The organism is Micromonospora lacuserhaii (assembly GCF_036902735.1).
Classification (GTDB): Bacteria; Actinomycetota; Actinomycetes; order Mycobacteriales; family Micromonosporaceae; genus Micromonospora.
Map to the genome: position 1 here is coordinate 1 of NZ_JBAKHO010000066.1, position 25,909 is coordinate 25,909.

Consider the following 25,909-nt stretch of genomic DNA (forward strand, 5'->3'; position numbering starts at 1 on the left):
TGCTCAGCCTCGGCGGCCACCGACCCGAACTACCCCGCCGATGACCACCCGACCCACACATCCATCACAAGACCCATATTTATGCCTCTGCGTCATATCGCTCATCCGAAAGTCCACTCCGCCGGCCGACACGCCGAGCGAAGAGCGGGCCGGGCACAGCAGGCGGGGTACGGCGAGCGAGCACGGCGGGCCGGAAATACAGCCCGAGACCTCCCGATCTGACCGGACGCCCCTGGTGGGTCAGCGGGCGACCGGCGAGGCCGGCCGCCCGTCCGGGGTGGTCCCGTCGGGGGTCGCCCCGTCCGGGGTGGCCACGTCCGGACCGGTCCCGACCTCCGGAGCCCCCCGACCGCTTCCGACGGGGGTGGCCGCAGCATCGGCACCGGCCGACGGCGCGGCGACCGGCCGACGGCGCGCCCGGTAGGTCGCCCAGCCCCGTTCGGCCAGCCCGACCACCAGGAAGGTCATTCCCACGTACGCCCAGCCGACCAGCACGTCGATGACGTAGTGCTCGCCGCTGTAGACCAGCGTGAAGGTCATCGCCAGCGGATACGCCAGCAGCAACGGCCACCACCGCTTGCGGGTGGCGCGCAGGAAGAACAGCACCACGAACAGGGCCCACGCGGTGTGCAGCGAGGGCATCGCCGCGACCGGATTCGAGGCGATCTGGCCGGCGTTGAGCAGGTTTCCGGCGCCGTGCATACCGAACGCCTTCCAGCCCCGGGTGGAGATCCGGGCGACCTCGGTGAGCAGCCCGTTCTGCGCCGCCCACCAGGGCGGTGCGGCCGGGTAGAGGAAGTAGGTGACCAGGCCGGCGGCGCAGAGGAAGCCCCAGCGCCGCATGTACGCCCCCCACCGGCCGCGGTCGCGCAGCCAGAGCACGGCGGCGGCGGCCAGCGTGACCACGAAGTGGGAGAAGTAGACCCAACTGGCCACCACGTCCCACCAGTGCACCTCGGGCCGGTAGAGGTGCTCCTGGAGCCAGACCGTCGGCACCTCGCCGCCGGTGGCCCAGCCGAACATCACCCGGTCGGCGACGATCAACTCCATGGCGTGCGGCGTCGACCCGTTGTCGGCGAAGCCCCGGGAGAGGTTGTACGTGGCGAGCAGCAGCACCACCGGGATCCAGTCCCGGGCGAAGCGCAGGTGACTGCGCCAGGGCCGGTGCGAGTGCCACGCGACGGTGCCGGCCCAGATCCACAGGAACGCGTACGCCGGGTCGGTGGGCAGCCCGATGCCGAGCCAGGCGGCGACGAAGGCGACGCCCCAGACGGTCATCGCGATCACGCGTCGGCGGCCACCGCCCGGGGCGGTGGTCGGTCCGGTCGGGGCGGGGGGTTGGGGGTCAGTGACGACGGCCATCGCGGTCAAGGTTAACGGTGGGCAACCCGGGGGTCGACGCGCACCACCTCGCCGGTGTCCCGGGGCACCGGCGGGGGTGGGCCGCCGGTGCCCGGTCGGGCCCTAGGGTGGGGACATGCAGGAGCGGCCGGAGCACCCCTTCCCGCCCGGGTTGACCGCCCGGGTCGAGCTGACCGTCACGACGGCCGACACCGCCCGGGCGATCGGTTCCGGCGACGTGCCGGTGCTGGGCACCCCCCGGGTGCTCGCCCTGGCCGAGGCCGCCACCGTCGCGGCGCTCGCCGATCGGATGCCGGCGGGGTCGACCACGGTGGGCACCCGCGTCGAGCTGGACCACCTGGCGGCGACCGCGGTGGGTCGCACGGTGGTGGCGCAGGCCCGGCTGACCGAGGTCGACCGGCGGCGGCTGGTCTTCGAGGTGACGGTCACCGAGGGCGGCGAGCCGGTGGCGCGGGGCCGGGTGGAACGGGCGCTGGTCGACCGGCAGCGCTTCGTGGACCGCGCGACGCGCGTCCCGTGAGCCTGGCGTTCACCCCGGTCGCCGAGGGCGTCCACGTGCTGCGCGAGCCACTGCTCGACGTCAACGTCACGCTGGTGGTCGGCGACGGCGCGGCGCTGCTGGTGGACACCCTCTCCACCGCCGGGCAGGCGGCCGAGCTGGCCGCGGCGGCCCGGGCGGTCACCCCGTACCCGTGGACGGTGGTGAACACCCACCACCACTTCGACCACTGCTTCGGCAACGCCACCCTCGCCGCGGACCCGCCGCGCCCGGTCTACGCGCACGAGCGGGTCGCCGCCGCGCTGCGCGAGCGACCGGACGCGGTGCGCCGGGCGGCGTACGAGGAGATGCGGGAGGAGCGGCCGGAGCTGGCCGCCGAGCTGGCCCGCACGCTCCTGCTGGCGCCGACCCATCCGGTACGCGGAAAGACCGTCCTGGACGTCGGGGGGCGCGAGGTGGTGCTGCGCCATCCCGGCCCCGGGCACACCGACGCCGACCTCGTGGTGCACGTGCCGGACGCCGACGTGCTGATCGCCGGTGACCTGGTGGAGCAGGGCGCACCGCCGGCCTTCGCGGACGCGTACCCGCTGCGCTGGCCGGACGCGCTGGCCGAGCTGCTGCGGCTGACCACGCCCGCGACGGTGGTCGTACCCGGGCACGGGGACCTGGTGGACGCCGGGTTCGTCCGGGCCCAGCGGGCCCAACTGGTCACGCAGGTGGAGCTGATCCGCGCGGCGTACCCGGCGGGCGTCCCGCCGGAGGAGGTCGCCGCCCGGTCGCCGTTCGGCGCCGGACCGGGCCTGGTCGCCGCCCGGCGGGGCTACGCCGAGCTCGCCCGCACCGGCTGATCCGCTGCCGCCGGGTCAGCTCGTGGCGGGCAGGGCGTCGAGGAGATGACCGAGGGCGGGGACGGCGGCGAGGACCGCGGCCCGGTCCGCCGCCGGAAGGTCGGCGAGGGCGGCGGCCAGCAGCGCGGTGCGGTGGCGTTCGTGGTCGGCCATCCGGTCCCGGGCCGCGTCGGTGAGGTGCAGGCGGACCACCCGCCGGTCCTCGGGGTCGCGCTCCCGGGCCAGCAGCCCGGCGTCGGTCAGGTCGCGGACCAGGGTGCTGATCGTGTTCGGCGCGGTGCAGAGCCGGCGGGCGGCGTCCCGGCCGCTGATCCCGGGCCGGGCCCGAACCAGCAGCAGCAGCTCGACCTGCGCCTCGGGCAGCGGGGTCCGGTCCGCGCGCCGGCTGGCCGACCGGCGCAGCAGCCGGTGCAGCTCCCCCACCAGCGCGCCGAGCCGCGCGACATCGTCCTCGGCCGGCACCCGGTCACCTACTTCACATCGCAACAGTTCTGGATACAGAGCTAAGGTTAGCGGGCAGCCGACCGACAGGGGACCCATGACACGCACCGCGCCGCCGCCCGCACCGGCGGCGGCCGAGCCGGCCGCCCCCACCACCGGTGGCGGCGTCACCCTGCTGGTCCTGCTCGGCACCCTCACCGCCATCGGCCCGCTCTCGCTGGACATGTACCTGCCGGCGTTCCCGGCGATGACCCGCGACCTCGGCGCCACCCAGGCGCAGATCCAGCTCTCGCTCACCACCTGCCTGATCGGGCTGGCCCTGGGCCAGTTGGTCACCGGCCCGCTCAGCGACCGCTGGGGGCGGCGTCGACCGGTACTCGTCGGCGTGGTCGCGTACGCGCTGCTGGCCCTGGTCTGCGCGCTGGCGCCGACCGCCCCGACGCTGGCCGCCGCCCGCTTCGCGCAGGGCTTCGCCGGCGGGATGGGCGTGGTGGTGGCCCGCGCCGTGGTCCGCGACCGCTACGCCGGCCGGGCCGCGGCGCGATACTTCTCCCGGCTCACCCTGGTCTTCGGCGTCGCGCCGGTGGCCGCGCCCAGCGTCGGCAGCCTGGTGCTCCAGCTCGGCTCCTGGCGGGCCGTCTTCATCACGCTCGCGGTGATCGGGCTGCTGCTGGCCGCCGCGGTGGCCCGCTGGCTGCCGGAGACGCTCCCCGTCGAGCGGCGCAGCACCGGTGGCCTGGCCGGCACCGCCCGGACCATGCGGTCGCTCTTCGCCGACCGGACCTACCTCGGGTACGCGCTGACCCAGGGCTTCGCCTTCGCCGGGCTGTTCGCGTACATCTCGGGGTCGTCCTTCGTGCTCCAGGACGTCTTCGGCGTCTCCGTGACCACGTTCAGCCTGCTCTTCGGCCTCAACGCGCTGGCCCTGGTGGTCATGGGTCAGGCCAACGCCCGGCTGCTCGACCGGTTCAGCCCCCGGCGCCTGCTGGTGGCCACCCTGCTGGTCAGCGCGGTCGCCGCCGCCGGGGTGCTGGCCGGCGCGACCGCCGGCAGCCTCGCCCTGGTGGCCGTCACTCTCTTCGTCTTCGTCGGCTCGCTCGGCATGGTGATGCCGAACAGCACCGCGCTGGCCCTGGACAAGCACGCGGGCCACGCCGGCACCGCCGCCGCGCTGATGGGCGGCATCCAGTCCGTCGTCGGGGCGCTCGCCGCGCCGGTGGTGGGGCTGGGCGGCGAGGGCAGCGCCCTGCCGATGGCCGCGGTGATCGCCGGCGCCGCCGCGCTCTCCCTCGCCGCGGTGCTCACCCTGGCCCGCCCCGGCCGCTGACCGCACCGACCCGCCGCCGGCAGGACCGGGAGACGCCGTCAGGCCGGGGTCGGGGTCGCGCCGCCGACGTCAGTCGACGAAGCGGCGCAGCACCTCGGCCCGGGTGGGCATGGAGACCGCCCCGCCCGGCGACTCGCAGACCAGGCCGGCGACCCGCAGGGCGAAGGCCACCCGCTCGTGCCAGCCGGTCGGCTCGGTCGGCTCCCCATCGACCAGCAGGTCGGCGATGAGCGCCGCCATCACCGAGTCGCCGGCCCCGGTGGCGTCCACCGCGCGGACCTTCGGCGCGGGCACGCGTACCGGATCGGGGCCGGCGGCGACCACCGCGCCGTCCGCGCCGAGGGTGACCACGACGGTCCCGGCCCCCAGCTCCCGCAGGTACGCGGCGACGCCCTCGACCGGTTCGCCCGGCCAGAGCAGCTCGGCGTCGGCCGCGCTGAGCTTGACCAGGTGCGCCCCGGCGGCGAACTCGACGACCACCTCCCGCAGGCCGGACAGCGCGGCGGGCCCGTCGAGCAGCCGGGGACGCACGTTCGGGTCGAAGACCCGCAGCCCGGGGGTGAGTGACCAGGCCCGGCGGGCGGCGGCCAGCACCGGCGGGCGGAGCAGCACGATCGAGCCGCAGTAGAGCACGTCGGCGCCCTCGACCAGCGCGACGTCCAGGTCGTCGGCGGCGAGCAGCCCGTAGGAGGGCGGGTCGCCGTAGAAGCGGAAGTCCGGCTCGGCCCCGGCATGGGTGGTCACCGCCAGCGTGGTGGGCACGGACACGGTCACCGCACCGTCCAGCCCGACGCCGGCCTCGTCGAGGAAGGCGCGGATCCGGCCCGCCAGCACGTCGTCGCCGAGCGAGCCGACGAACTGCGCCGCGCCGCCGAGCCGGGACACCCCGACGGCCACGTTGAGCGGGCCACCGCCGATCTCCTGCCGGAACACGGGCCGCCCCTCGCACTCGGCGTCGAGCAGGTCGACCAACGCCTCACCGAGCACCACCGCGTATCCCACGTCGCCTCCCACGTCCACCGATGCTGTCGTAACAGGCTGGCACACCGACGGCCGGCACGGGCACCGAAGCCGCCGTCGCCACATATCGAAGTTTGACTATTGCAACCCGGGCCGGCGCGTGGTGGGATGGCGCTGCCGGACGGCTGCGGGGGCTGCCGCACCGCCGGGCGACGAGTCGGAGCCGACGCGAGGGCACCGGTCCGCGAGACGGACCGCAGGCGGCGCGCGCTCTTCCCGGCCCAACCGGGGCGTGACCGCGATCCCGCATCCGCTCGTCGAGCGGGGGCCGGCCGTCGGGCCGCCCCCGCGGATCAGGAGAACCCCGTGTTCCGTTCCCGTACGGCCGCGCTGCTCACCGCGGCCGCCACCCTCGCCCTCGGCGCCGTCGCGCTGGCCACCGCCGACGACCCGGCGGTCGCCCACGGCGCGGCGATGACCCCGGGCAGCCGCACCTACCTGTGCTGGAAGGACGGTCTCAGCCCCACCGGTGAGATCAAGCCGAACAACCCGGCCTGCGCGGCGGCCGTCGCGCAAAGCGGCGCCAACTCGCTCTACAACTGGTTCGGTGTGCTGCGTTCCGACGCCGGCGGGCGCACCGTCGGCTTCATCCCGGACGGCAAGCTGTGCAGCGGCGGCAATCCGGGCTACGCCGGCTACGACCTGGCCCGGACCGACTGGCCGGTGACCCACCTGACCGCCGGGGCGCGGCTGGACTTCCGGTACAGCAACTGGGCGGCCCACCCGGGCACCTTCTACTTCTATGTGACGAAGGACAGCTGGAGCCCGACCCGGCCGCTGGCCTGGAGCGATCTGGAGGAACAGCCGTTCCTCACGGTCACCAACCCGCCGCAGAGCGGTTCACCCGGCACCGACGGCGGCAACTACTACTTCAGCGGCACGCTGCCGTCCGGCAAGTCCGGTCGGCACCTGGTCTACTCCCGCTGGGTCCGCTCGGACAGCCAGGAGAACTTCTTCGGCTGCTCGGACGTCACCTTCGACGGGGGCAACGGCGAGGTCACCGGGGTCGGCCCGAACGGCAGCCCCACGCCGACCACCCCGCCGCCGTCCCCGACCACGCCCCCACCGAGCCCGACCACGCCGCCGCCCAGCCCGACGACCCCGCCGCCGAGCCCCACCACGCCGCCGGGCGGTGACTGCATGGCGGTCTACAAGGTGGTCAGCGCCTGGCCCGGCGGCTTCCAGGGCGAGGTGATGATCATGAACCACAGCGCCCGGACGTACGGCGGTTGGGTGGCGAGCTGGGCCTGGCCGAGCGGTCAGTCGATCGGGCAGCTGTGGAACGGCACGGTCAGCACCACCGGCTCGACGGTGACCGTGACCAACGCCGCCTGGAACGGCACCGTGGCACCGGAGGGCACCACCACCTTCGGCTTCACCGCGTCCTTCACCGGCGCCAACACCCTCCCCACCGTCACCTGCTCCGGCCGCTGACGGCCGGCTGAGCGCACACCGGCACGGAAAAGAGTGGCCTCCCGACGTGCGGAGGCCACTCTTTTCCGTGAAACACGAAGCCCGTGAGCGGGCCGGGGGTCAGCGGACCATGGAACCGACCACCGGCTTGGTGAGCAGGGCGGACTGGTTGCGCTGGATGCCCGGGTCGAGGGTCTTGGCCACGAAGATGGCGTGCCAGATGCAGAAGATCAGCACCGTCCACACCTTGCGGGAGTGGTCGGCCTCCTCCCGCTTGTGCTCCTCCAGCAGCCGCATCGCGTACGACAGGTCGATCAGGTCACCGGCGCCGGAGGTGGAGAGCACGTGCCGGGCCCACTCGTACATCTCGCCGCGCAGCCAGACCCGGGTCGGGGTCGGGAAGCCGAGCTTCTTCCGGTTGACGATGGCCGGCGGGACGACGCCCTGCAGCGCCTGGCGCATGGCGTACTTGGTGGCGTCCGAGCGGGGCGGGAGCTTGAGGTCCACCGGGATGGTGGCCGCCACGTCGAAGACCTCCCGGTCGAGGAAGGGCACCCGGACCTCCAGCGAGTGCGCCATCGAGATCCGGTCCGCCTTGACCAGGATGTCGCCGCGCAGCCACGTGTAGAGGTCGACGTACTGCATCTTGGTGACGTCGTCGAGCTCGGTGCACTCGGCGTAGATCGGCGCGGTCACGTCCGTGTAGCGCACCGAGGGGTCGTAGCGGCGCAGCAGGTGCTGCTTCTCCTCCTCGGTGAACATCCGGGCGTTGCCGTAGTAGCGCTGCTCGATCGGGGTGGTGCCGCGCTCCAGGAAGCTCTTGCCCTTGACGCCCTGCGGGATCGCCTTGGAGACCGCGCGCAGCCCCTTCTGCACCCCGCCCGGCAGACCGTTGACGGTGCCCAGCGAGAGCGGCTCCCGGTAGATCGTGTAACCACCGAAGAACTCGTCGGCGCCCTCGCCGGAGAGGACCACGGTGACGTGCTCGGCCGCCTTCTTGGCGACGAAGTAGAGCGGGACCAGCGCCGGGTCGGCCACCGGGTCGTCCAGGTGCCAGACGATCTTCGGCAGCGCGTCGATCATGTCCTGCGGCCCGATCTTGGTCGGGATCGTGGTCACGTCGAGGTGCCGGGCCGAGTCCTGGGCCACGTCGATCTCGGAGTAGCCGGGCACGTCGTACCCGACGGTGAAGGTGAGGATGTTCGGGTTGAACTCCCGGGCCAGGGCCACCACGGCGGTGGAGTCGATGCCGCTGGACAGGAACGAGCCGACCGGCACGTCCGAGCGCATGTGCATCCGGACGCTCTCCCGCAGCGTCTCCCGGATGTCGTGGTAGAGCCGCTGCTCGTCGGAGACCGGGGCGGGGCGGAACACCGGCCGGTACCAGCGCCGCACGTCGATCCGGCCGCCCGGGGTCCAGGTCAGGTACTCGCCGGAGCCGATCCGGCTGACGCCCTTGTGCAGGGTGCCCGGCTCCGGGACGTACTGCAGGGTCAGGTAGTGGCTCAGGCTGGCCGTGTCGATGCCGGCGTCACCCTCGTAGTTCGACTGGGCGAAGGGCAGCAGCGCCTTCTTCTCCGAGGCGAGGTAGAGCCCGTCGGCGGTCTCCAGGTAGTGCAGCGGCTTGATGCCGAAGTAGTCCCGGGCGCCGAACGCGCGGCGCTCCTGCCGGTCCCAGATGACGAAGGCGAACATGCCGCGCAGCCGGCTGAGCACCTGCTCGCCCCAGTAGTGGTACCCGGCGACGATCACCTCACCGTCGCCCGCGGTGGCGAACTGGGCGCCGAAGTTGCGGGCCAGTTCGTCGCGGAGCTCGATGTAGTTGTAGATCTCACCGTTGAAGGTGAGCAGGTAGCGCCCGTTGGCGTAGGGCAGCGGCTCGTGGCTGGAGGCCACGTCGATGATCGCCAGCCGCTTGTGCGCGAACACCCCGTCCGCGTACCGGCCGGAGGCGTCGCCGACCACCTCGACACCGGTCTCGTCCGGGCCGCGGTGGTGCAGGCATTCCAACGCCCCGGCGATGTTGTCGCGGTGAGCGGCGGCGTCGCCGCGCGCACTGAAGAAGGCCAGGAGTCCGCACATGGTGGTCATCTTTCCACGCGCGCCTGACGGCGGTTGCGGCACCGCTGGCTCTGCCTCTGTCCACGCGCGCGTGACGGCCGTCGCGGCACCGCAGGCACTCTCCCGCACGACGGACGACACAGCGCACGGACCAGCGGCGACACCGTCGGGCGGCGGGGCGGCCGGCCGGCGGCGACCGCCCCGTCCCTCTGTGTAGTCGATCACCTACGAATCCACAAGCCTCCATGCGACCGGGCCACCACGGGTCCCGGGCCGCCGAGCCGAGACGGTACGGTCGGATCAGCAACGACGCGGAGGGAGCGAACCATGGCCGAGGAGAAGACGGGCGGCAAGCCGGCGGACGGCACCGAGTCGCACGACCCGGATTTCCCGGAGGCGTTCCTGGCCTTCATGCGCGAGGGGTGGCGGGACACCACCCTGCCGGTAGGCCCCCGGCCGGAGGTGCCCAACCACGCCAAGCGCCGGGCCGCGCTCTCCGCGGCCTTCCCGGGCGAGACGCTGGTCATCCCCACCGGCACCGAGAAGGTACGCGCCAACGACACCGACCACCCGTTCCGGCCGGGCAGCGACTTCGCGTACCTGACCGGCGACCACGACCCGGACAGCGTGCTGGTGATGCGGCCGAACGGCTCGGGCCACGACGCCACGCTGTTCATGCGGCCCCGGTCGTCGCGGGCGACCGACGAGTTCTTCCGCAGCCGGCACGGCGAGCTGTGGGTGGGGCGGCGGCACACCCTGAGCGAGAAGTCGACCGAGCTGGGCCTGCCCACCGAGGACCTGACCGCGCTGGACGCCGCGCTCGCCGGGCTGGCGCCGGGGCGTACCCGGGTGCTGCGCGGTTTCGACCCCCGGGTGGACGCGGCCGTGCGCCCCTGGGACGGCCCCCGCGCCGAGGGCCAGCCGGCCCGCGACCGGGAGCTGGCCATCACGATCTCCGAGTTGAAGCTGGTCAAGGACGAGTGGGAGATCTCCCAGCTCCAGGACGCGGTGGACGCGACCGTCCGCGGCTTCGAGGACGTGGCCCGGGCGTTGCCGGCCGACCGGGGTGTCTCGGAGCGGCTGCTGGAGGGGATCTTCGCGCTGCGCGCCCGGCACGACGGCAACGACGTCGGCTACAACTCGATCGTCGGCGGTGGCGAGCACGCCACGATCCTGCACTGGGTGCACAACCACGGCGCCACCCGCCCGGGTGAGCTGCTGCTGATGGACATGGGTGTGGAGAACCGCAACCTGTACACCGCCGACGTCACCCGGGTGCTGCCGGTCGACGGCCGGTTCACCCCGCTGCAGCGCCAGGTCTACGACGCGGTGTACGCCGCACAGCAGGCCGGCATCGACGCGATCAAGCCGGGCGTGGCGTTCCGGGACGTGCACCTGACCTCGATGCGGGTGCTCGCCGAGGCGCTGAAGGATCTCGGCCTGCTGCCGGTGAGCGTGGACGAGGCGATGGACCCGGCCTCCACGGTCTACCGCCGCTGGACGCTGCACGGCACCAGCCACATGCTCGGCATCGACGTGCACGACTGCGCCAACGCCCGCAAGGAGACCTACCGGGACGGCCCGCTCGGCGAGGGCTATGTGCTCACCGTCGAGCCGGGCCTGTACTTCCAGCCGGAGGACGAGCTGGTCCCCGAGGAGCTGCGCGGCATCGGCGTCCGGATCGAGGACGACATCCTGGTCACCGCGACCGGCTCGGTGAACCTCTCGGCGGGGCTGCCGCGCCGCTCGGACGAGGTGGAGAGCTGGCTGGCCGCGCAGCGCGAGGCGGGTCCGCGCCTGCCCGGCTGAGCCCGGTCACGACCTGAGCGGCGGGCCCCGCCGCCGACGTACGCGACGATCTCTCGTCCCGGCGCCGGCGGCGGGGCCCGCTGCCGTTTCCGCTGTTCGCGCCGATCGCGCCCTTCCCGACACTCCGCACCCGACGCGCCGCCCGGCCGGAATGTGAGGGTAAGGCGGGGTTTTTTCGGATACGTCCTCCTCGTGAGGATCCTTCTCATACGGTGGGGATCAGATGCTGCAACCGATTTGTAGCTGGTCGCCCCGCTCCGAGTGGTGCGACCCCGTCTGATAGAGAGAAAGGGCGGAAGGCTCTGATGTCTCAAGACGTAACGGCTTCCGACGGCGGGGCCCCGACGACCCCACCCACGAACAGGCGGCGCACGCTCTGGGTCGCCACCGGCGTGGTCGGGCTGACCGGCGTCGTCGGCCTGGCGGCGCTGGGTGGCCTCGCCGCCCGGGACGACAAGTCCGACGACGCCAAGGGCGTGTCGGACAGCCAGGCGGCCACGGCCCGACAGAACGTCAGCGACGCGGGCAAGGCCGACGAGAAGAGCGACGACAAGGGCGAGGAGGCCGGCGCCGGCGACCGGGCCGACGACCACCGCGACAAGGACCGGGATGATGAGCACGGGCGCGTGCGGGAGGTGCCCTGTGACGAGGAGGAGCTGGTCGAGGCGGTCGATCTGGCCAACCGGGATCACGGTGGCACGCTGAAGCTGGCTCCGCACTGCACCTACGAGCTGGACGGTTCCGACAAGAAGTCCGGCACGGCCCTGCCGACGATCGAGCAGGAAATCACCATCAAGGGTGAGGACTCCACGATCAAGCGGGACTCCGAGGACGCGTTCCGGATCTTCCGGGTCGCCGACGGCGGTGACCTGACCCTGAAGGACCTCACCGTCAAGGGCGGCAACGCCGCCGAGTTCAAGTACGGCGGCCCCGGCGGTCCTGGTGGCCCTGGTGGCCCTGGTGGCCCCGGCGGTCCGGGTGGTCCGGGTGGACCGGGTGGACCGGGCGGCCCTGGTGGTCCGGGTGGTCCGCAGGGTCCGGGTGCCCCGCAGGCGCCGGCGGCTCTGGGCTCCCAGTCGGCACCCGCGGCCCACGCGGCCATGGCCGCCAAGACGGTCCAGGCCGTGCCGGTCGCCGACGCCGCTCCCGCGCCCCCGCCGAAGAAGGACGCCGACGCCGACGGCGGCGCCCTGCTCGTCGAACGCGGCGGCTCCGCCCACCTGCGGAAGGTGAAGCTGACCGGCAACAACGCCGAAGGCAACGGCGGCGCCATCGCCAACTTCGGTCGCGTCGACATCGAGGACAGCAAGCTCGAGAACAACCACGCCCGCGAGAACGGCGGCGCCATCTTCAACGCCGGCGACCTCAAGGTCAAGGACACCAAGATCACCAACAACACCGCCGGCGAGAACGGCGGCGGCATCGCCAACGGCAAGGGCGACGACAAGGACTACCCGCGCACCGTCGTGAAGGGCCGCGACAAGGCCGGCACCGTGGAGATCCTCAACAGCGCCATCGAGGACAACAAGGCCGACCGCAACGGCGGCGGCCTGTTCAGCTCCGGCGGCTTCGTCAAGATCGCCGGCGACCGCGACAAGGACCACGACAAGGACCACAACAAGGGCGACAAGGCCTACGGCGAGGGCGACCAGGCCTACGGCGAGGGCGGCGGCCTGCTCAGCTCCGACGGCGGATACGAAGAGATGACCGCCCGGGCGACCGTCAAGGACAACACCGCCTGCAAGAACGGCGGCGGCATCTACGCCAAGGACACCAACCTCGACGTCGACCACGTCATCGTCGCCAAGAACCACGCCAGCAACGACGGCGGCGGCATCTACAACACCGGCGGCGAGGACAAGAAGAAGAACGGCGGCGACTGGGACAAGGACAAGGACAAGGACGAGGCCACCGCCACCGTCTCCGACAGCAAGATCCTCGACAACACCGCCGGACGCTTCGGCGGCGGCATCTTCAACGGCGAACCAGCCCGGACCGGGACGACGCCCGTCCCGATGGTGGCCCGGGCCGGGGAGTGGACCGTCACGCTCACCCTGCGGAACACCGAGATCAAGGGCAACACCGCCGGCAACGGCGGCGGCATCTACAACAACAAGGGCACCGTCACCCTGACCAAGACCCGCGTCACCAAGAACACCGCCACCGACACCATGGAGGCCAAGTCCGGCCCCGGCTACCACCGGATCGCCGGCGGCATCCTGAACAACGACGGCACGGTCCGCCTCGACGACAAGTCGACCGTCACCGACAACGACCCGTCCAACTGCGCCGGCACCGTCGAAGGCTGCTTCCACTGAAACACCACATAGCCGCAGGAGTCCCTTTCCGCCGCGATCGCGGCGGAAAGGGGCTGCCTGCCGCCAAGGCGCCCTCCGCCGATGTCCGGGACCCCCTGTCACGCTCCCGCCACGGTCGCCCGCTGCGGCACCCACCGCGAGCTTTCGACCTGGGACTACGCCCCACGACGCCGCGCGTGCCGCCGCGGCCTCCCCGCCCGCACTCCTGCCACCGCGCCGCCCGCATGCCCTAATGCGGGCTTTTTTCGCATATACCCTCCAAGCGAAGAAGATTCTCATACGGTGTTCTTCAGCAGCTACAACCGATTTGTAGCGAAGGCCGCCTCGCCAGGGCGAAGCGACCTTGTCTGTACAAGGAGAGGGCAGAGAGCTTCCGATGTCCAACTACCTGCGCAATAACGATGACGCCACTCGTGAGACGACTTCGCCGATCCGTCGCCGCCGGCTCTGGCTCGCGGCCAGCGTCGTGGGTCTGACGAGTGCGGTCAGCCTCGCGGGTGTGGCCTACGCGACCACGGGGGCCACCGGCCCCCACCGCCTGACCGACGTGAAGTGGTCCACCGCCGAGCAGCTCACCAAGGACGACGGCCAGCGTGGTGAGCAGGGCGAGGACAAGGGTCGTGACGACCACCGCGACAAGGACCGGGATGATGAGCACGGGCGCGTGCGGGAGGTGCCCTGTGACGAGGAGGAGCTGGTCGAGGCGGTCGATCTGGCCAACCGGGATCACGGTGGCACGCTGAAGCTGGCTCCGCACTGCACCTACGAGCTGGACGGTTCCGACAAGAAGTCCGGCACGGCCCTGCCGACGATCGAGCAGGAAATCACCATCAAGGGTGAGGACTCCACGATCAAGCGGGACTCCGAGGACGCGTTCCGGATCTTCCGGGTCGCCGACGGCGGTGACCTGACCCTGAAGGACCTCACCGTCAAGGGCGGCAACGCCGCCGAGTTCAAGTACGGCGGCCCCGGCGGTCCTGGTGGCCCTGGTGGCCCTGGTGGCCCCGGCGGTCCGGGTGGTCCGGGTGGACCGGGTGGACCGGGCGGCCCTGGTGGTCCGGGTGGTCCGCAGGGTCCGGGTGCCCCGCAGGCGCCGGCGGCTCTGGGCTCCCAGTCGGCACCCGCGGCCCACGCGGCCATGGCCGCCAAGACGGTCCAGGCCGTGCCGGTCGCCGACGCCGCTCCCGCGCCCCCGCCGAAGAAGGACGCCGACGCCGACGGCGGCGCCCTGCTCGTCGAACGCGGCGGCTCCGCCCACCTGCGGAAGGTGAAGCTGACCGGCAACAACGCCGAAGGCAACGGCGGCGCCATCGCCAACTTCGGTCGCGTCGACATCGAGGACAGCAAGCTCGAGAACAACCACGCCCGCGAGAACGGCGGCGCCATCTTCAACGCCGGCGACCTCAAGGTCAAGGACACCAAGATCACCAACAACACCGCCGGCGAGAACGGCGGCGGCATCGCCAACGGCAAGGGCGACGACAAGGACTACCCGCGCACCGTCGTGAAGGGCCGCGACAAGGCCGGCACCGTGGAGATCCTCAACAGCGCCATCGAGGACAACAAGGCCGACCGCAACGGCGGCGGCCTGTTCAGCTCCGGCGGCTTCGTCAAGATCGCCGGCGACCGCGACAAGGACCACGACAAGGACCACAACAAGGGCGACAAGGCCTACGGCGAGGGCGACCAGGCCTACGGCGAGGGCGGCGGCCTGCTCAGCTCCGACGGCGGATACGAAGAGATGACCGCCCGGGCGACCGTCAAGGACAACACCGCCTGCAAGAACGGCGGCGGCATCTACGCCAAGGACACCAACCTCGACGTCGACCACGTCATCGTCGCCAAGAACCACGCCAGCAACGACGGCGGCGGCATCTACAACACCGGCGGCGAGGACAAGAAGAAGAACGGCGGCGACTGGGACAAGGACAAGGACAAGGACGAGGCCACCGCCACCGTCTCCGACAGCAAGATCCTCGACAACACCGCCGGACGCTTCGGCGGCGGCATCTTCAACGGGGACCCCGACGTCGAGATCAAGGAAGGCTTCGAGGACTCCACCGACGGCAAGGGCGGCAAGGGCGGCAACGCCACCCTGACCCTGCGCGACACCCTGATCAAGGGCAACACCGCCCTCAACGGCGGCGGCATCTTCAACAACGAGGGTGGCACCGCCACCCTGACCGACACCCGCGTCACCAAGAACACCGCCACCGACACCTCCAAGACCCACCGGGTCGCCGGCGGCATCCTCAACAACGGCGGCGAGGTCACCCTCGACGAGAAGTCCAGCGTGACCAACAACGACCCGACCAACTGCGCCGGCACCGTTGACGACTGCTTCAACTGACCGACGGTCAGCGAACGGAACCTGCACAGACGTCCGGCCCCCTGCCAGCTCGCTGGCAGGGGGCCGGATCGTCGTACGGTCACTTCTGGACGAAGACCGCCACGCTGCGCGCCGGCACCGTGAAGGTGCCGCCCGCCCGGTCGAACGAGGCCGTCCGGAGCACCGGGTCGGCCGAGCTCACCAGCACCGGGTGCAGCGCCACGTCCGCACCCCGCAGGCCGGTCACCGTCTGCTTCGCCGCCTCCGGCGTGCCGTTGAAGACGACGGTCACCGACTTCCACTTCCCGCCCAGGCCGCGAGCGTCCAGGGTCATGGTCAGCACGCCCGGGGTCTCCTTCTCGCCCGAGAGCGGGAAGGCGACGCGCTTCTGCACCTGGTCGGCGCTGGCCAGCCCGAAGACCGGCGAGGACTCCCGGATCCGCAGCAGCTCCGCGTACCGGGCGTCGGCCAGGTTGATCGCCGCGCAGTCCGGGACCAGCTTCTCATCGGCCAGCAGCGGCTTGGCGTACGGCCACTTGTCCTTGTTGTCCTGCGCCGGCGGGAGACCGGCGCCGAACCCGTTGCCCTGGGCGCAGTCCCAGCGGATCTGGTTGAACCAGTCGCCGGAGTTGAACGAGTTGCGGTCCAGCGACTTCGAGCGCAGCCGCTCGGAGCCGGTGGTGACGAACCCGGCGCCCTGGCCGAGGGCGGTGGTGGCCAGGGCCAGCACCTGCATCCGGGACCGGTCGGTCGCCGAGGTGCCCTGCGGCAGCTTGTACGCCAGCGCGTCGTACAGGATCTCGTTGTCGTGCGCGTCGACGTAGGTGATCGCCTCGCCCGGCGCGGCCGTGTAGCCGGCCGGCGAGCCGTTGTAGTCCACCTGGGCGCCGGTGACCTGGCGGCCCGACGAGTCGGTGAACCGGTAGCCGCGCAGGTTGCCGGCCAGACCGACCTTGATCAGGTCCTGCGAGTGCAGCAGTCGGGCCTTCTGCTCGGCCGCCGTCCCGTTCACCGGGTCACCGTTCGGGTCGGTGTAGAGGCCGGAAGCGAAGCCCTGCACCCGCGGGTTGCCGTCGAACGGGCCGCCGCCGCGCACCGCGTCGCGAAGCCGGTCGTTGAAGGTGCCGATCCCGGTGCCGGCCATGTTGGCCTGGGTGGCCTGGACGAACCGGGCATCGTTGGCGACCTCGCCGAAGTTCCAGCCCTCGCCGTAGAGCAGGATCTTCTTCCCGTCCACGCCGTCGCGGGCGAGGGTGAGCTGGTCCAGCGCGGCCCGCACGGCCAGGATGTTCGCCTTCGGGTGGTGACCCATCAGGTCGAACCGGAAGCCGTCCACCTTGTACGCCTTGGCCCAGGTGACCAGCGAGTCCACCACCAGCTTGCCCATCATGGCGTGCTCGGGGGCGGTGTTGGCGCAGCAGGTCGAGTTGGCGACGCTGCCGTCCTCCAGCAGCCGGTGGTAGTAGCCCGGCACCACCTGGTCGAGCACCGACTTCGGGTCGGTCCCGGCGGCCGAGGTGTGGTTGTAGACCACGTCCATCACGACCCGCAGGCCGGCCTGGTTGACCCCGGCGACCATCTGCCGGAACTCGGTGGTCCGCTTCGCCCCGGCCGGGTCGACGGCGTAGCCGCCCTCCGGCACGGTGTAGTGCAGCGGGTCGTACCCCCAGTTGTAACCGTCGGAGTCCGCCACCGCGGTGACACACGCCTGCTGCTGGTCGGAGTCCGGCGGCAGCTTCGCCAGGTCGCAGTCGGGCTGCCGCTGGTCGGCCCGCTTCTCGGGGATGGTGGCGAAGTCGAACGCCGGCAGCAGGTGCAGGTAGTTGACGCCGGCGTCGCCGAGCGCCTTCAGGTGCTTCATCCCGGCCGTGTTCGGGTCGGTGAAGGCGAGGTAGGTGCCCCGCTTCTCCCCCGGCACGCCGGTGTCGGCCATCGAGAAGTCCCGGACGGAGAGCTCGGAGATCTGCGCCTTAGACGCCGGCACCGCCGGCGGCTTGCGCAGGTTCGCCCAGCCGGACGGGGCCAGCGAGGGGTCGGACAGGTCGACGATCTGGCTGTGCGTCGAGTCGGGGGCGAGCGCCACCGAGTACGGGTCGGTCACCGAGGCGGTGACCACCTTCTGCGCCGCCGGCTGCCAGGCCTCGACCTGGTAGCGGTAGTACCGGCCGGTCCACGCCCTGGTGCCGCGCACCGACCAGACGCCGGTGCGGTCGTTGCGGCTCATCGCCACCGTGCTCGGCTGCGCCGACGGCGAGTCGAAGAGCTGGAGCGAGACCTTCCGGGCGGTGGGCGCCCAGACGGCCAGGGTGGGCACCCGGCCGGCGAAGGTCGGGCCGAGCTTCACGCCGGTGGCTCGGGAGTAGACGTCGTCGAGCACGCCGGGAATCTGCACCCCGGTCGCCCCGAGCAGCGCGCCCTCGGCGTCCCGCTCGGTGACCACGAGCTGCCCGCGCAACGCCGCCGGCACCTTGGCCAGGTCGGCCCGGTCCAGCGTGAAGGTCCGGTAGGACCACAGGTGCGGCCAGGCCGCGCGCTGGGCCTCGGTGAGCCCGTTGCGCTGCGCCCGCAGCGGCAGCGAGGTGTACGTCCCGGCCAGCTCACCGTCGGCGATGGTCAGCCCACCGGCCGGGGCGGCCACCAGGGCGTACTGCTTGCCGTCGGTCGGCCCGGTCTGCCAGGCGACGGTGGACCGGTCGATCCACTGCGCCTTCTGCTTGGTGATGTCCAGGTCCCGCGCGGGGCCGGAGGAACTGGGCGGCAGCAGCCGACCCTTGACCCCCGCGAGCAGCCAGACCTCATGCCCGGCGCTGGCGAAGTCCAGCCGCTGGTCGTCGGGCTGATCCTTGGTGTCGCCGTTGTGGATGATGTAGTTCAGCCCGGTCGCACCGGCGGCCAGCGGCACCCGGAAAACGGCGCCGTAGGCGTCGATCTTCTCCGGCTTGAGCGGGTTGGACCAGTCGGTCGGGTTGGCGGCGCCGTCCCAGAGGTGCAGGCCCCAGCCGGCGTAGTCGTTGTCGGCCTTGCGCCAGTGGATGACCGCCGTGCTCTCGTCCACGGCCGGGTCGGGCTCACCGGTGGCGGCCTGCCGGGTCGGGTAGAGCGTCGGGTCGCCCTGCTTGACCCAGACCTCGCCGGCCTGCGTCACGTCGATGGTGCGGTCGTTCGCGACGTCCTTGTTTCCGTTCGAGTCGACGACGAGGAAGCCCACCGACTTGGCGCCGGGCTTCAGCTTGACCCAGGCGAACCGGCCGTAGGAGTCCTCACCCGCGAACGGCTGCCCTTTGGGCCACTCGGTGGCGTACGCCGGGTCGATGTCGCCCCAGGTGTAGAGCCCCCAGTCGTCGTACCCGCCGGCGGGGCGCTGGTAGTGCACCACCGCCCAGTCCCGGGCGGCGCTCTGCGCGGGCGTGCCCACGATGCCGGTGGTCCGGGCGCTGGCGGTACGGCCCTTGCCGTCGCGGACGACGGCCTTGTACTCGACCTTCGTCCCGCCGGCCAGGCCGGCCAGGTCGTGGTAGACGGTGTACGGGGCCTTGTGCGCGGTGCCCAGCAGGGTCCACTTCCCGCCGGGGACCCGGGCGGCGAAGGTGACGGTGGCCAGCGGGTCACCGGTCACCTGCGCGGTGACGGCGGTCTTGGTGGGGACCGGCTCGCTGCCCGGCTCGGTGAGGGTGATGCCCGGCGCGGCGTCCGCCTGCGGGATCGCCCTGCCGGCCTTGAGGACCACGGTCGACATCGCCGGCACGGTGACGTTCAGCTTGCCGTCGGCGCCCGCGGTCGTGGCGGTCGCCCCACCGTAGATGCCGGCGAAGGCGGTGCCCGGCGACCAGGTGTCCACCGGGACGGTCTGCGCGGTGGCCGCGTTGTTCACGGCCACCACGTACTCGGTGCGGTCGGCCGGGGCGATCCGGGAGAAGGCGAAGACGCCCGCGCCGTCGGCCGCGTACCGGGTGACCTGTACGCCGTCGCGCAGGCCCGGGTTGGCCTGGCGCAGCTTGCCCAGCTCGGCGATGGTGCGGTAGAGCGGGTGGTTGGCGTCGTACTGGTCGCTGGCGTGGGTGCGGGTGGTGCCGATCAGGTCGTCGTCGAGGTAGTCGGCCACCTTGGTGGCGAACATGTCCTGCCGGGCGTCCTTGTCCCCGCCGGGGCCGGTGAAGCCCTGCTCGTCGCCGGAGTAGACGACGGGCTGGCCGCGGGTCAGGAACATCAGCTGGTGGGCGAGCTGGTCCCGCTTGAGCTGGGCGGCGTCGTCCCCACCGGTGGCGGCGATGAACGAGCCGATCCGACCCATGTCGTGGTTGCCGAGGAAGGTGGTCAGCCGGTTGGCGTCGGTGTTGCGCGCGGCGTACAGGTCGTCCTTGGCGTACGTGTCGGCGAGCGCCTTGGCCGAGCCGTCCGCGGCGGCGTAGCCGCGCGCCGCCTCCTGGAAGGAGAAGTCGAGGGTGGCGGGCAGGCCGCCGCGGCGCACGTACGTCGACTCGATCTCCTGGTCGGCGCTGTAGACCTCGCCGAACATGAAGAAGTCCTTCTTGCCCGCCTTGTCGGCGGCCCGCTTGATCCCCTGGCTGAACTGCGGCCAGAAGTCGAGGTTGACGTGCTTGACGGTGTCCAGCCGGAAGCCGTCGACGTCGGTGCTGCCGATCCAGTCGCCGTACGCCTTGGTCAGGCCCTCGACCACCTCGGGACGCTCGGTCCACAGGTCGTCCAGGCCGAAGAAGTCGCCGTACTCGCTGTTCTCGCCCGCGAAGGTGGAGTCACCCCGGTTGTGGTACATGGTCGGGTCGTTCAGCCAGGCCGGCACCTTCACCTTCGCGTCGGCGGCGTTGGCGAAGGCGGGGGTGTACGGGCCCGCGTCCTTGTTCACCGTCGGGAAGTCCCGGGTGCCGTCGGCGTAGTTACGGTCCTCGAAGGCCCGCCCCTGCGCGTCGGTGTACGGCGAGGTCTTCTTGTCGATGTACGCGTACTTGTTCTCGTCGTACTTGATGACGTCGGCGGTGTGGTTGACGATGACGTCGAGGTAGACCTTGATGCCCCGCTGGTGGGAGAGCTTGACCAGCCTCTTCAGCTCCGCGTTGGTGCCGAAGTGCGGGTCGACCTGGGTGAAGTCGGTGATCCAGTAGCCGTGGTAGCCGGCCGAGACGTCCGTGCCGCTGCCCTGTACGGGCCGGTTCTTGAAGATCGGGGCGAGCCAGATGGCGGTCGTCCCCATGCCCTGGATGTAGTCGAGCTTGTCGATGACGCCCTTGAGGTCGCCGCCGTGGTAGAAGCCCTTGTCCTTCGGGTCCAGGCCGGTGCTGAGCCGGTCTCCGGTGAGCCCGCCGGAGTCGTTGCGCTTGTCGCCGTTGGCGAACCGGTCCGGCAGGACGAAGTAGAACTGTTCGGAGCGGCCCTGGCCGGTACCGGCCTTGAGCAGCGCCTCGTTGCTGGGCTCGGCGCCCCACTGGGCGGCGCCGGCCGCGGCCAGCGCATCGACGGTGGACGTCCGGTCGACGGCGTCCCCGCCGAGCTGGTGGACGGCGACCGGGACGCCGACGAGGGCGAGGGTGAGTGTGGAGACTAAGGCGAGCAGCGCTTTGCTGGACAGCGGCGGGGGTTTCATCGACGGCCTTCCTCTGGTCGCTGATTCGCCCGCACGCTAGCTCTTGCCGAAACATTCTGCAATACCTTGCAAACCAAGTCGCAACAAAGCAGCAATCTTGCGAAACGCACCGTCGGCGCTGGGCTGAATCGGGCCTACTCTGTGCTACCGACCGCGACTCAAAGACCGGCGCAGGCCGCCCCGTCGACGGCGCAGGCGCTCGGCCTGGTCTCGCCGCCGGTGTGCTCGAAATGGAACCGCAGCGGCACCGAGGCACCCCCGGCGAGGTCCACCCCGCTGGTGTACGCGAAGACCCCGTCGGCCATCCGGGCGCTCCCCTGCGGCGCACCCTCCAACCAGGAGGTGACCAGGCCGCTGCCGGCCGGCGGCACCAGTCGGACCGTCCACGGCCGTGGCCGGCCGTCGGCGTTCGAGAGCAGCACCTCACCGATGAAGGAGTCCCCGTAGTCGTCCAGCACCTGGTAACGGCCGGTGACCGGCGGAGGCGGCGCCGGGGGCCGGGCCGGCGGCAGCGCCACCCCGCTGGCGGACGAGGCCGGCGGCGGGGTGGCGGCGGTCGGCAGGCCGGCGGGCGAGGGCTGGTCGGTGCGTCGCGGCGAGAGCCCGGGTACCACCGGGGCGGGCAGGGTGGCCGCGACGCGCGACGGCGACATCGGCGGCAGCCCGGGCAGCGGCATGGTCGCGCCGGGCGGGCCGGCGTCGACCCACGGCTCCTGCCCGCGCGACGCATGCCGGACATGCCCCTCCCTCACCGGTCCCGTCCGGAGAGCGTAGCGATCAACGGCAATGTCGGAAAGTGCCCGACCCATCACGAAACTGTCCTGACAGTACGGATGGCCGCGCGGTTCAGCCGATCGTGCAGGCGGCCCCGTTGACCGTGCACTGGCCCGGCTCGTCGCCGCCACCGGTACGACCGAACGTCATCGACACGACGGCGGTCTGCCCCGCGCCCAGCGGATCCGTGCTGCGCAGCACGAACCAGCCACTGCCCTGCGTCCGCACCGACAGGCCGGAGTCGGACGACGCCCGGATGGACTTGACGTTGCCGGTGAAGAGGAGCTCCACCTCCCAGTCCCGGGCCCCGCCGGTGCCGTTGCGCACCGTCAACGACGCCTGGAAGGAATCCCGGTCGCTGGAGGTCGCCCGGTAGTAGGCGGTGACCCGGCCGGAACCGGTGGGCGCTGCGGCGCGGGTGCTCGGCGACGCGCTGGGGCGTCGGGTGGTCGCCAGCGCCGACGGCGTCGCGCTGGCCGAGGCCGAGGAGGAAACCGAGACGGTCGGCGACGGGGTGGAGTCCACCGCAGCCAGCGGGGAGTCCGTGCCCGCAGTGGCCGAGAGCGTGACCGACGGCATCCTCGGCAGGTACATCGGTGGGGCCGGTTCCGGCGCCGGCGGGTGTTCCCGGCCGCGGAACGACACCAGCGTGAACACAAGGAGGGTGGCCAGCAGACCGACGCCGAGCAGCACGACGATCCAGGGCACCGTGGCCAGCATGGCGGGGGCGGATCGCGTCCCCGCCTCCGGGGCCGGTTGGTCGGACATCAGGTCTCCCTCATCGGAGCGGACGCGCCAGCCTAGCCAGCGACGTGGACGGAGCGCAGCACGCCACCCCGGGACGAGCCGGTCGGCCCCGGGCGCCGGGAAAACGGGTGGCCGGTCGAGGCCGGTTCGGGTCTGATCGGATGATGCCCACACTGACGGCGCCGACCGATCGGGTGCGCGCCAGCTTCCTCGCCGCCATGGCCGAGTTCCGCGCCGAGGGGCGCGGCGCCCGCCAGGACCACACGATGGTGGGCGCGGAGATCCGGGAGTACGCCGACAGCTGGCACCGGCCGGAGGTCTTCGCCCGCTTCGTCGCCGACCTGCGGGCGCAGGTCCACGAGGAGACGCCGCGCCCAGCGGGCTTCGTCCCCTGCACCACATTGTGGTGGGTCGAGGGCGACGACTACCTGGGCCGGATCGCGATCCGACACCGTCTCACCCCGTCCCTGCTCGAGGTCGGCGGCCACATCGGATACGACGTGCGGGCCAGCGCCCGCCGGCGCGGACACGCCACCGCCATGCTGGGCGCGGCGCTGCCGGTGGCGTACCGGCTCGGCATCGTCTCCGCGCTGGTCACCTGCGACACGGACAATGTGGCCTCGCGGCGGGTGATCGAACGCAACGGCGGCATCCTGGAGGACGAGCGGCAGGGCAAGCTCCGGTTCTGGGTGCCGACGGCCCCGGTCACGACGCCCGGATGACGGTGCAGATGGCCGGGCCGTCGTCGGTGGCGCGCAGCAGGTAGCGGTAGCGCTCGCCGGACACCGCGCGCCCCTGGCTGTCCAGGAACTCCCACTGCACGGCGACCATGGTGAGCAGCGCGGAGACCGGCTCCACGTCCTCGATCAGCGCGTTCGCGGCGACCAGCTCCCGCTCCTGGTAGTCCGGCGCGGCGCCGAGGAAGGAGAGGGCCACGGCGGCCATCGTGCTGAACGAGAAGCTGTACGTGTCGGCGACCACCAGGCCCGGCAGCGCGTAGCAGCCGGCGATGGCGGGTACGTCGCCGGCGGTGAGCGCCACGCCGTACCGGTCGAAGAAGTCGGTCAGCGTGTCGAGATCGGTGGAGGCTCTCACGGCGTCACCAATTGCCGCCGCCGGCCACCGGCAAACCTCAGCGCGACGGAATGCACACCTCGATCTCGGCGCCGAGCTTGGCGGCGCCGGTCAGGCCGAGGTCGTCACCGCTCCAGAACCGTCCCGGGTCGTACCAGTTCGGACGGCGTCCCGCCGGCAGCAGCCCCATCGCCTCGTAGGTCACCGCCACCACCTCGGCGCAGTACGCGGTCTCCAGCGCCCGGTCGGACACGGGAGCGCCGGACCGCTCCCGGCGCCCCGGCAGCGGCAGCTGCGGCACCCGCGGCACCCGGCCCCGGGCCCAGCGCCAGGCGAGCTGGGCGGTGGAGGGGAAGGGCGTGCCGTCGAGCCGGGCCACGGTGCGCAGCACCGCCTGCTCCATGTCGGCGTCCGCCGGCGGGTCGAGCTGACGCAGCCAGCCGCGCTGGCCGTACCGGTTCGCCCAGACGCAGACCGCGTCGCGCAGGTCGTGCAGCTGCACGCCACGCTGGTGGGTGCCGGTCCACATGTCCGGCAGCGACCGGCCGAGCTCGGCGTGCCACATCAGCGGCGGCATGTCGTCGAGCACCACCGCCATGCCCACGTGGTTGACCGGGCTGTTGGTGGTGAGCTGGATCGCCCGGTCGGGCACGCTGCGGCCGCGGAAAACCCAGAGGTCTCCGGTACGGGTCAGGTCCACGGCCTCGTCCAGGCTGATGCTCATGAGCGTCTACCCTAGGCCGATGCGGCAACGGATGCGGTGGTGGAAGGTCCTCGGGCTGGCCGGCCTGGCCGGGGTGGCGGCGTCCGGGGTGGTCATCGCCCGGGCCGAACGACGCCGCCGGGCGTACACCCCGGAGGAGATCCGGGAGCGGTTGCGCGAACGGCACGCGCAGGCGACCGGCGTCAAGAAGCCCACCGAGCCGGCCTGACACCCCGCTCCGCGCACTCCCCTGTGGAGGGTCGACGGGGCAGTTGGCCAGGGGTTACCTGGCTACGATGCGGCCATGAAGCCATTCACCGAGATGCCTTTCGTCCTCTCTCCACCGCCCGCGCCGGTCGAACGGCACGGCGAGGTCGACCTGCACCTGCCGGCTGGCGAAGGCCCCTTCCCCGCCGTGGTGGTGGTGCACGGCGTGCCGGTCCCGCCCGGCACGCCCGACCTCCGCGACGTGCCGCTCTACCGCGGCTACGGCGCGCTCCTGGCCGAGCAGGGCCTGGTCGCGGGGCTGGTGAACTACCGGGTGAACGCCTTCTCCGAGATGCCGGCCACGGCCGACACCCTCGCCGCGATGGTCGAGCAGGTCCGGGCCGACCCGCGGGTCGACGCCGACCGGGTGGTGCTCTGGTTCTTCTCCGGCGGCGGCCTCTTCATGGCGGACTGGCTGCGCGACCCGCCGCCGTGGCTGCGCGGGATCGCGGCGACCTATCCGCTGCTCGTCCCGCTGCCCGGCTGGGAGGTCGACAAGCGCTTCCTGCCGGTCGAGGCGGTCGACTCCGGCGCGGAGGTGCCGCTGGTGCTGACCCGGGCGGGGCGGGACCGGCCCGAGGTCCTGGCCGGCATCGAGGCGTTCCTCGCGGCGGCCGAGGGTGCCGGCAGGTCGGTCCGGCTGATCGAGGTACCGGACGGGCAGCACGCGTTCGAGATCCTCGACCGGACCGAGGGGTCCGTTGCGGCCGTCCTCGCCGCGCGGGACGCGGTCGTCGACCTGCTCCGCGCCGCTTGATACCGCGTGCGTCCCCGTCTGCGGAGGGACGACGAACGCCGGAGCCGGACGGCACGCGCCAACGGACGGATGACCAGACTGTCGTCCGCTACTCAGCTGCCCTGGGGCAGGGACTCGCCGAACACTCCTTGCTTGGTGTCAGATCCACCGGGTCGAAACAGCAGCACGGGTGGCCAGGGCGGGGCGGCCCAACCTGGTGTGACGTCGGGCTGACGGTGGAACGACGGTGGGGGCGTGGGCGAGTGGTCCCGCCCACCGTCGGGCCAGGTGGCCCCGCCCACCGTCGGTCAGGTCGGTGCGGATGATGCCGGGGGCGACGGCGTGGCCCCGCCCACCGTCGGGCCAGGTGGGTCCCTCCCGCCGTCGGGCCGGGTGATCCCGTCCACCGTCGGGCCGGGTACTCCCCCCGTCGGGCCGGGTGGTCCCGTCCACCGTCCGGGCCGGGCGTTCCCGTCCACCGTCCGGGCCGGGCGTTCCCGTCCACCGTCGGGGCCGGGTGGTCTCGCCCGCCGCTACAAACTTGATGACGCGAACGAATCGCGGATGCCCGTCACGCCTCGG

The 25,909-nt window shown here is 72.2% G+C and carries 19 protein-coding genes; 10 read left to right on the plus strand and 9 right to left on the minus strand.

The features are described 5' to 3' along the window. Nucleotides 1–240 precede the first annotated feature (240 nt). On the minus strand, nt 241–1,362 hold the full coding sequence (locus V6U81_RS26135; protein ID WP_334493045.1) for a phosphatase PAP2 family protein: 1,122 nt from the start codon (nt 1,360–1,362) through the stop codon (nt 241–243). A gap of 115 nt (nt 1,363–1,477) precedes the next feature. Here V6U81_RS26135 and V6U81_RS26140 point away from each other — a divergent pair, with 115 nt between their 5' ends. Together V6U81_RS26140 and V6U81_RS26145 are read left to right on the plus strand one after the other, a co-directional pair. Continuing rightward, entirely contained in the window at nt 1,478–1,882 is a 405-nt protein-coding gene (locus tag V6U81_RS26140; protein ID WP_334493047.1) for a thioesterase family protein, read from the plus strand. After that, the gene (locus V6U81_RS26145; protein WP_334493049.1) at nt 1,879–2,709 is read left to right on the plus strand and encodes an MBL fold metallo-hydrolase; all 831 of its coding nucleotides are present in this window, start codon (nt 1,879–1,881) and stop codon (nt 2,707–2,709) included. Before V6U81_RS26140 ends, V6U81_RS26145 begins: the two co-directional genes overlap by 4 nt. A gap of 15 nt (nt 2,710–2,724) precedes the next feature. Here V6U81_RS26145 and V6U81_RS26150 read toward each other — a convergent pair whose 3' ends face one another. Continuing rightward, the gene (locus V6U81_RS26150; RefSeq protein WP_334493050.1) at nt 2,725–3,171 is read right to left on the minus strand and encodes a MarR family winged helix-turn-helix transcriptional regulator; all 447 of its coding nucleotides are present in this window, start codon (nt 3,169–3,171) and stop codon (nt 2,725–2,727) included. Nucleotides 3,172–3,247: 76 nt separating this feature from the next. Between V6U81_RS26150 and V6U81_RS26155 the strand changes: the two genes are divergently transcribed. Continuing rightward, nucleotides 3,248–4,477 carry a multidrug effflux MFS transporter gene (locus V6U81_RS26155; RefSeq protein WP_334493052.1) on the plus strand — a complete coding sequence of 410 codons (1,230 nt, stop codon included), beginning with the start codon at nt 3,248–3,250 and terminating at the stop codon, nt 4,475–4,477. Nucleotides 4,478–4,546: 69 nt separating this feature from the next. Here the strand turns inward: V6U81_RS26155 and V6U81_RS26160 are convergent, their stop codons facing one another. Further along, nucleotides 4,547–5,479: a carbohydrate kinase family protein gene (locus tag V6U81_RS26160; protein ID WP_334493079.1), complete on the minus strand. Its 933-nt coding sequence runs from the start codon at nt 5,477–5,479 to the stop codon at nt 4,547–4,549. 324 nt (nt 5,480–5,803) lie between these two features. On the opposite strand from V6U81_RS26160, the gene V6U81_RS26165 reads away from it, so the two are divergent. Beyond that, nucleotides 5,804–6,931 (plus strand): lytic polysaccharide monooxygenase, encoded by a 1,128-nt coding sequence (locus V6U81_RS26165; RefSeq protein ID WP_334493054.1) that lies wholly within the window; start codon nt 5,804–5,806, stop codon nt 6,929–6,931. Nucleotides 6,932–7,030: 99 nt separating this feature from the next. Here the strand turns inward: V6U81_RS26165 and asnB are convergent, their stop codons facing one another. Further along, nucleotides 7,031–8,992, minus strand: coding sequence for an asparagine synthase (glutamine-hydrolyzing) (asnB, locus tag V6U81_RS26170; protein WP_334493055.1), 1,962 nt, complete (start codon nt 8,990–8,992; stop codon nt 7,031–7,033). Between the two features lie 306 nt (nt 8,993–9,298). On the opposite strand from asnB, the gene V6U81_RS26175 reads away from it, so the two are divergent. From V6U81_RS26175 to V6U81_RS26185, 3 genes are all read left to right on the plus strand, one after another. Beyond that, entirely contained in the window at nt 9,299–10,780 is a 1,482-nt protein-coding gene (locus tag V6U81_RS26175; RefSeq protein ID WP_334493057.1) for an aminopeptidase P family protein, read from the plus strand. Nucleotides 10,781–11,085: 305 nt separating this feature from the next. After that, entirely contained in the window at nt 11,086–13,098 is a 2,013-nt protein-coding gene (locus V6U81_RS26180) for a hypothetical protein (RefSeq protein ID WP_334493059.1), read from the plus strand. Nucleotides 13,099–13,474: 376 nt separating this feature from the next. Continuing rightward, nucleotides 13,475–15,448 carry a hypothetical protein gene (locus V6U81_RS26185; RefSeq protein WP_420884090.1) on the plus strand — a complete coding sequence of 658 codons (1,974 nt, stop codon included), beginning with the start codon at nt 13,475–13,477 and terminating at the stop codon, nt 15,446–15,448. Nucleotides 15,449–15,527: 79 nt separating this feature from the next. On the opposite strand, the gene pulA is transcribed toward V6U81_RS26185, so the two are convergent. The 3 genes from pulA to V6U81_RS26200 form a co-directional block, all read right to left on the minus strand. Continuing rightward, nucleotides 15,528–21,026 carry a pullulanase-type alpha-1,6-glucosidase gene (gene pulA / locus V6U81_RS26190; protein ID WP_334493065.1) on the minus strand — a complete coding sequence of 1,833 codons (5,499 nt, stop codon included), beginning with the start codon at nt 21,024–21,026 and terminating at the stop codon, nt 15,528–15,530. A gap of 158 nt (nt 21,027–21,184) precedes the next feature. Further along, complete coding sequence (locus V6U81_RS26195; RefSeq protein ID WP_334493067.1) at nt 21,185–21,778, minus strand: cellulose-binding protein; 594 nt, start codon at nt 21,776–21,778, stop codon at nt 21,185–21,187. A gap of 94 nt (nt 21,779–21,872) precedes the next feature. Further along, nucleotides 21,873–22,568 carry a hypothetical protein gene (locus V6U81_RS26200; RefSeq protein WP_334493069.1) on the minus strand — a complete coding sequence of 232 codons (696 nt, stop codon included), beginning with the start codon at nt 22,566–22,568 and terminating at the stop codon, nt 21,873–21,875. 143 nt (nt 22,569–22,711) lie between these two features. Here V6U81_RS26200 and V6U81_RS26205 point away from each other — a divergent pair, with 143 nt between their 5' ends. Continuing rightward, nucleotides 22,712–23,269: a GNAT family N-acetyltransferase gene (locus V6U81_RS26205; RefSeq protein ID WP_334493070.1), complete on the plus strand. Its 558-nt coding sequence runs from the start codon at nt 22,712–22,714 to the stop codon at nt 23,267–23,269. On the opposite strand, the gene V6U81_RS26210 is transcribed toward V6U81_RS26205, so the two are convergent. Together V6U81_RS26210 and V6U81_RS26215 are read right to left on the minus strand one after the other, a co-directional pair. Next, the gene (locus V6U81_RS26210; RefSeq protein ID WP_334493073.1) at nt 23,253–23,642 is read right to left on the minus strand and encodes a hypothetical protein; all 390 of its coding nucleotides are present in this window, start codon (nt 23,640–23,642) and stop codon (nt 23,253–23,255) included. The genes V6U81_RS26205 and V6U81_RS26210 overlap by 17 nt on opposite strands. A 37-nt stretch (nt 23,643–23,679) precedes the next feature. Then, the gene (locus V6U81_RS26215) at nt 23,680–24,345 is read right to left on the minus strand and encodes a hypothetical protein (RefSeq protein ID WP_334493075.1); all 666 of its coding nucleotides are present in this window, start codon (nt 24,343–24,345) and stop codon (nt 23,680–23,682) included. Between the two features lie 19 nt (nt 24,346–24,364). Between V6U81_RS26215 and V6U81_RS26220 the strand changes: the two genes are divergently transcribed. Continuing rightward, on the plus strand, nt 24,365–24,553 hold the full coding sequence (locus V6U81_RS26220) for a hypothetical protein (protein ID WP_334493082.1): 189 nt from the start codon (nt 24,365–24,367) through the stop codon (nt 24,551–24,553). Between the two features lie 75 nt (nt 24,554–24,628). After that, nucleotides 24,629–25,348 carry a dienelactone hydrolase family protein gene (locus tag V6U81_RS26225; RefSeq protein WP_334493077.1) on the plus strand — a complete coding sequence of 240 codons (720 nt, stop codon included), beginning with the start codon at nt 24,629–24,631 and terminating at the stop codon, nt 25,346–25,348. Nucleotides 25,349–25,909: the final 561 nt, after the last annotated feature.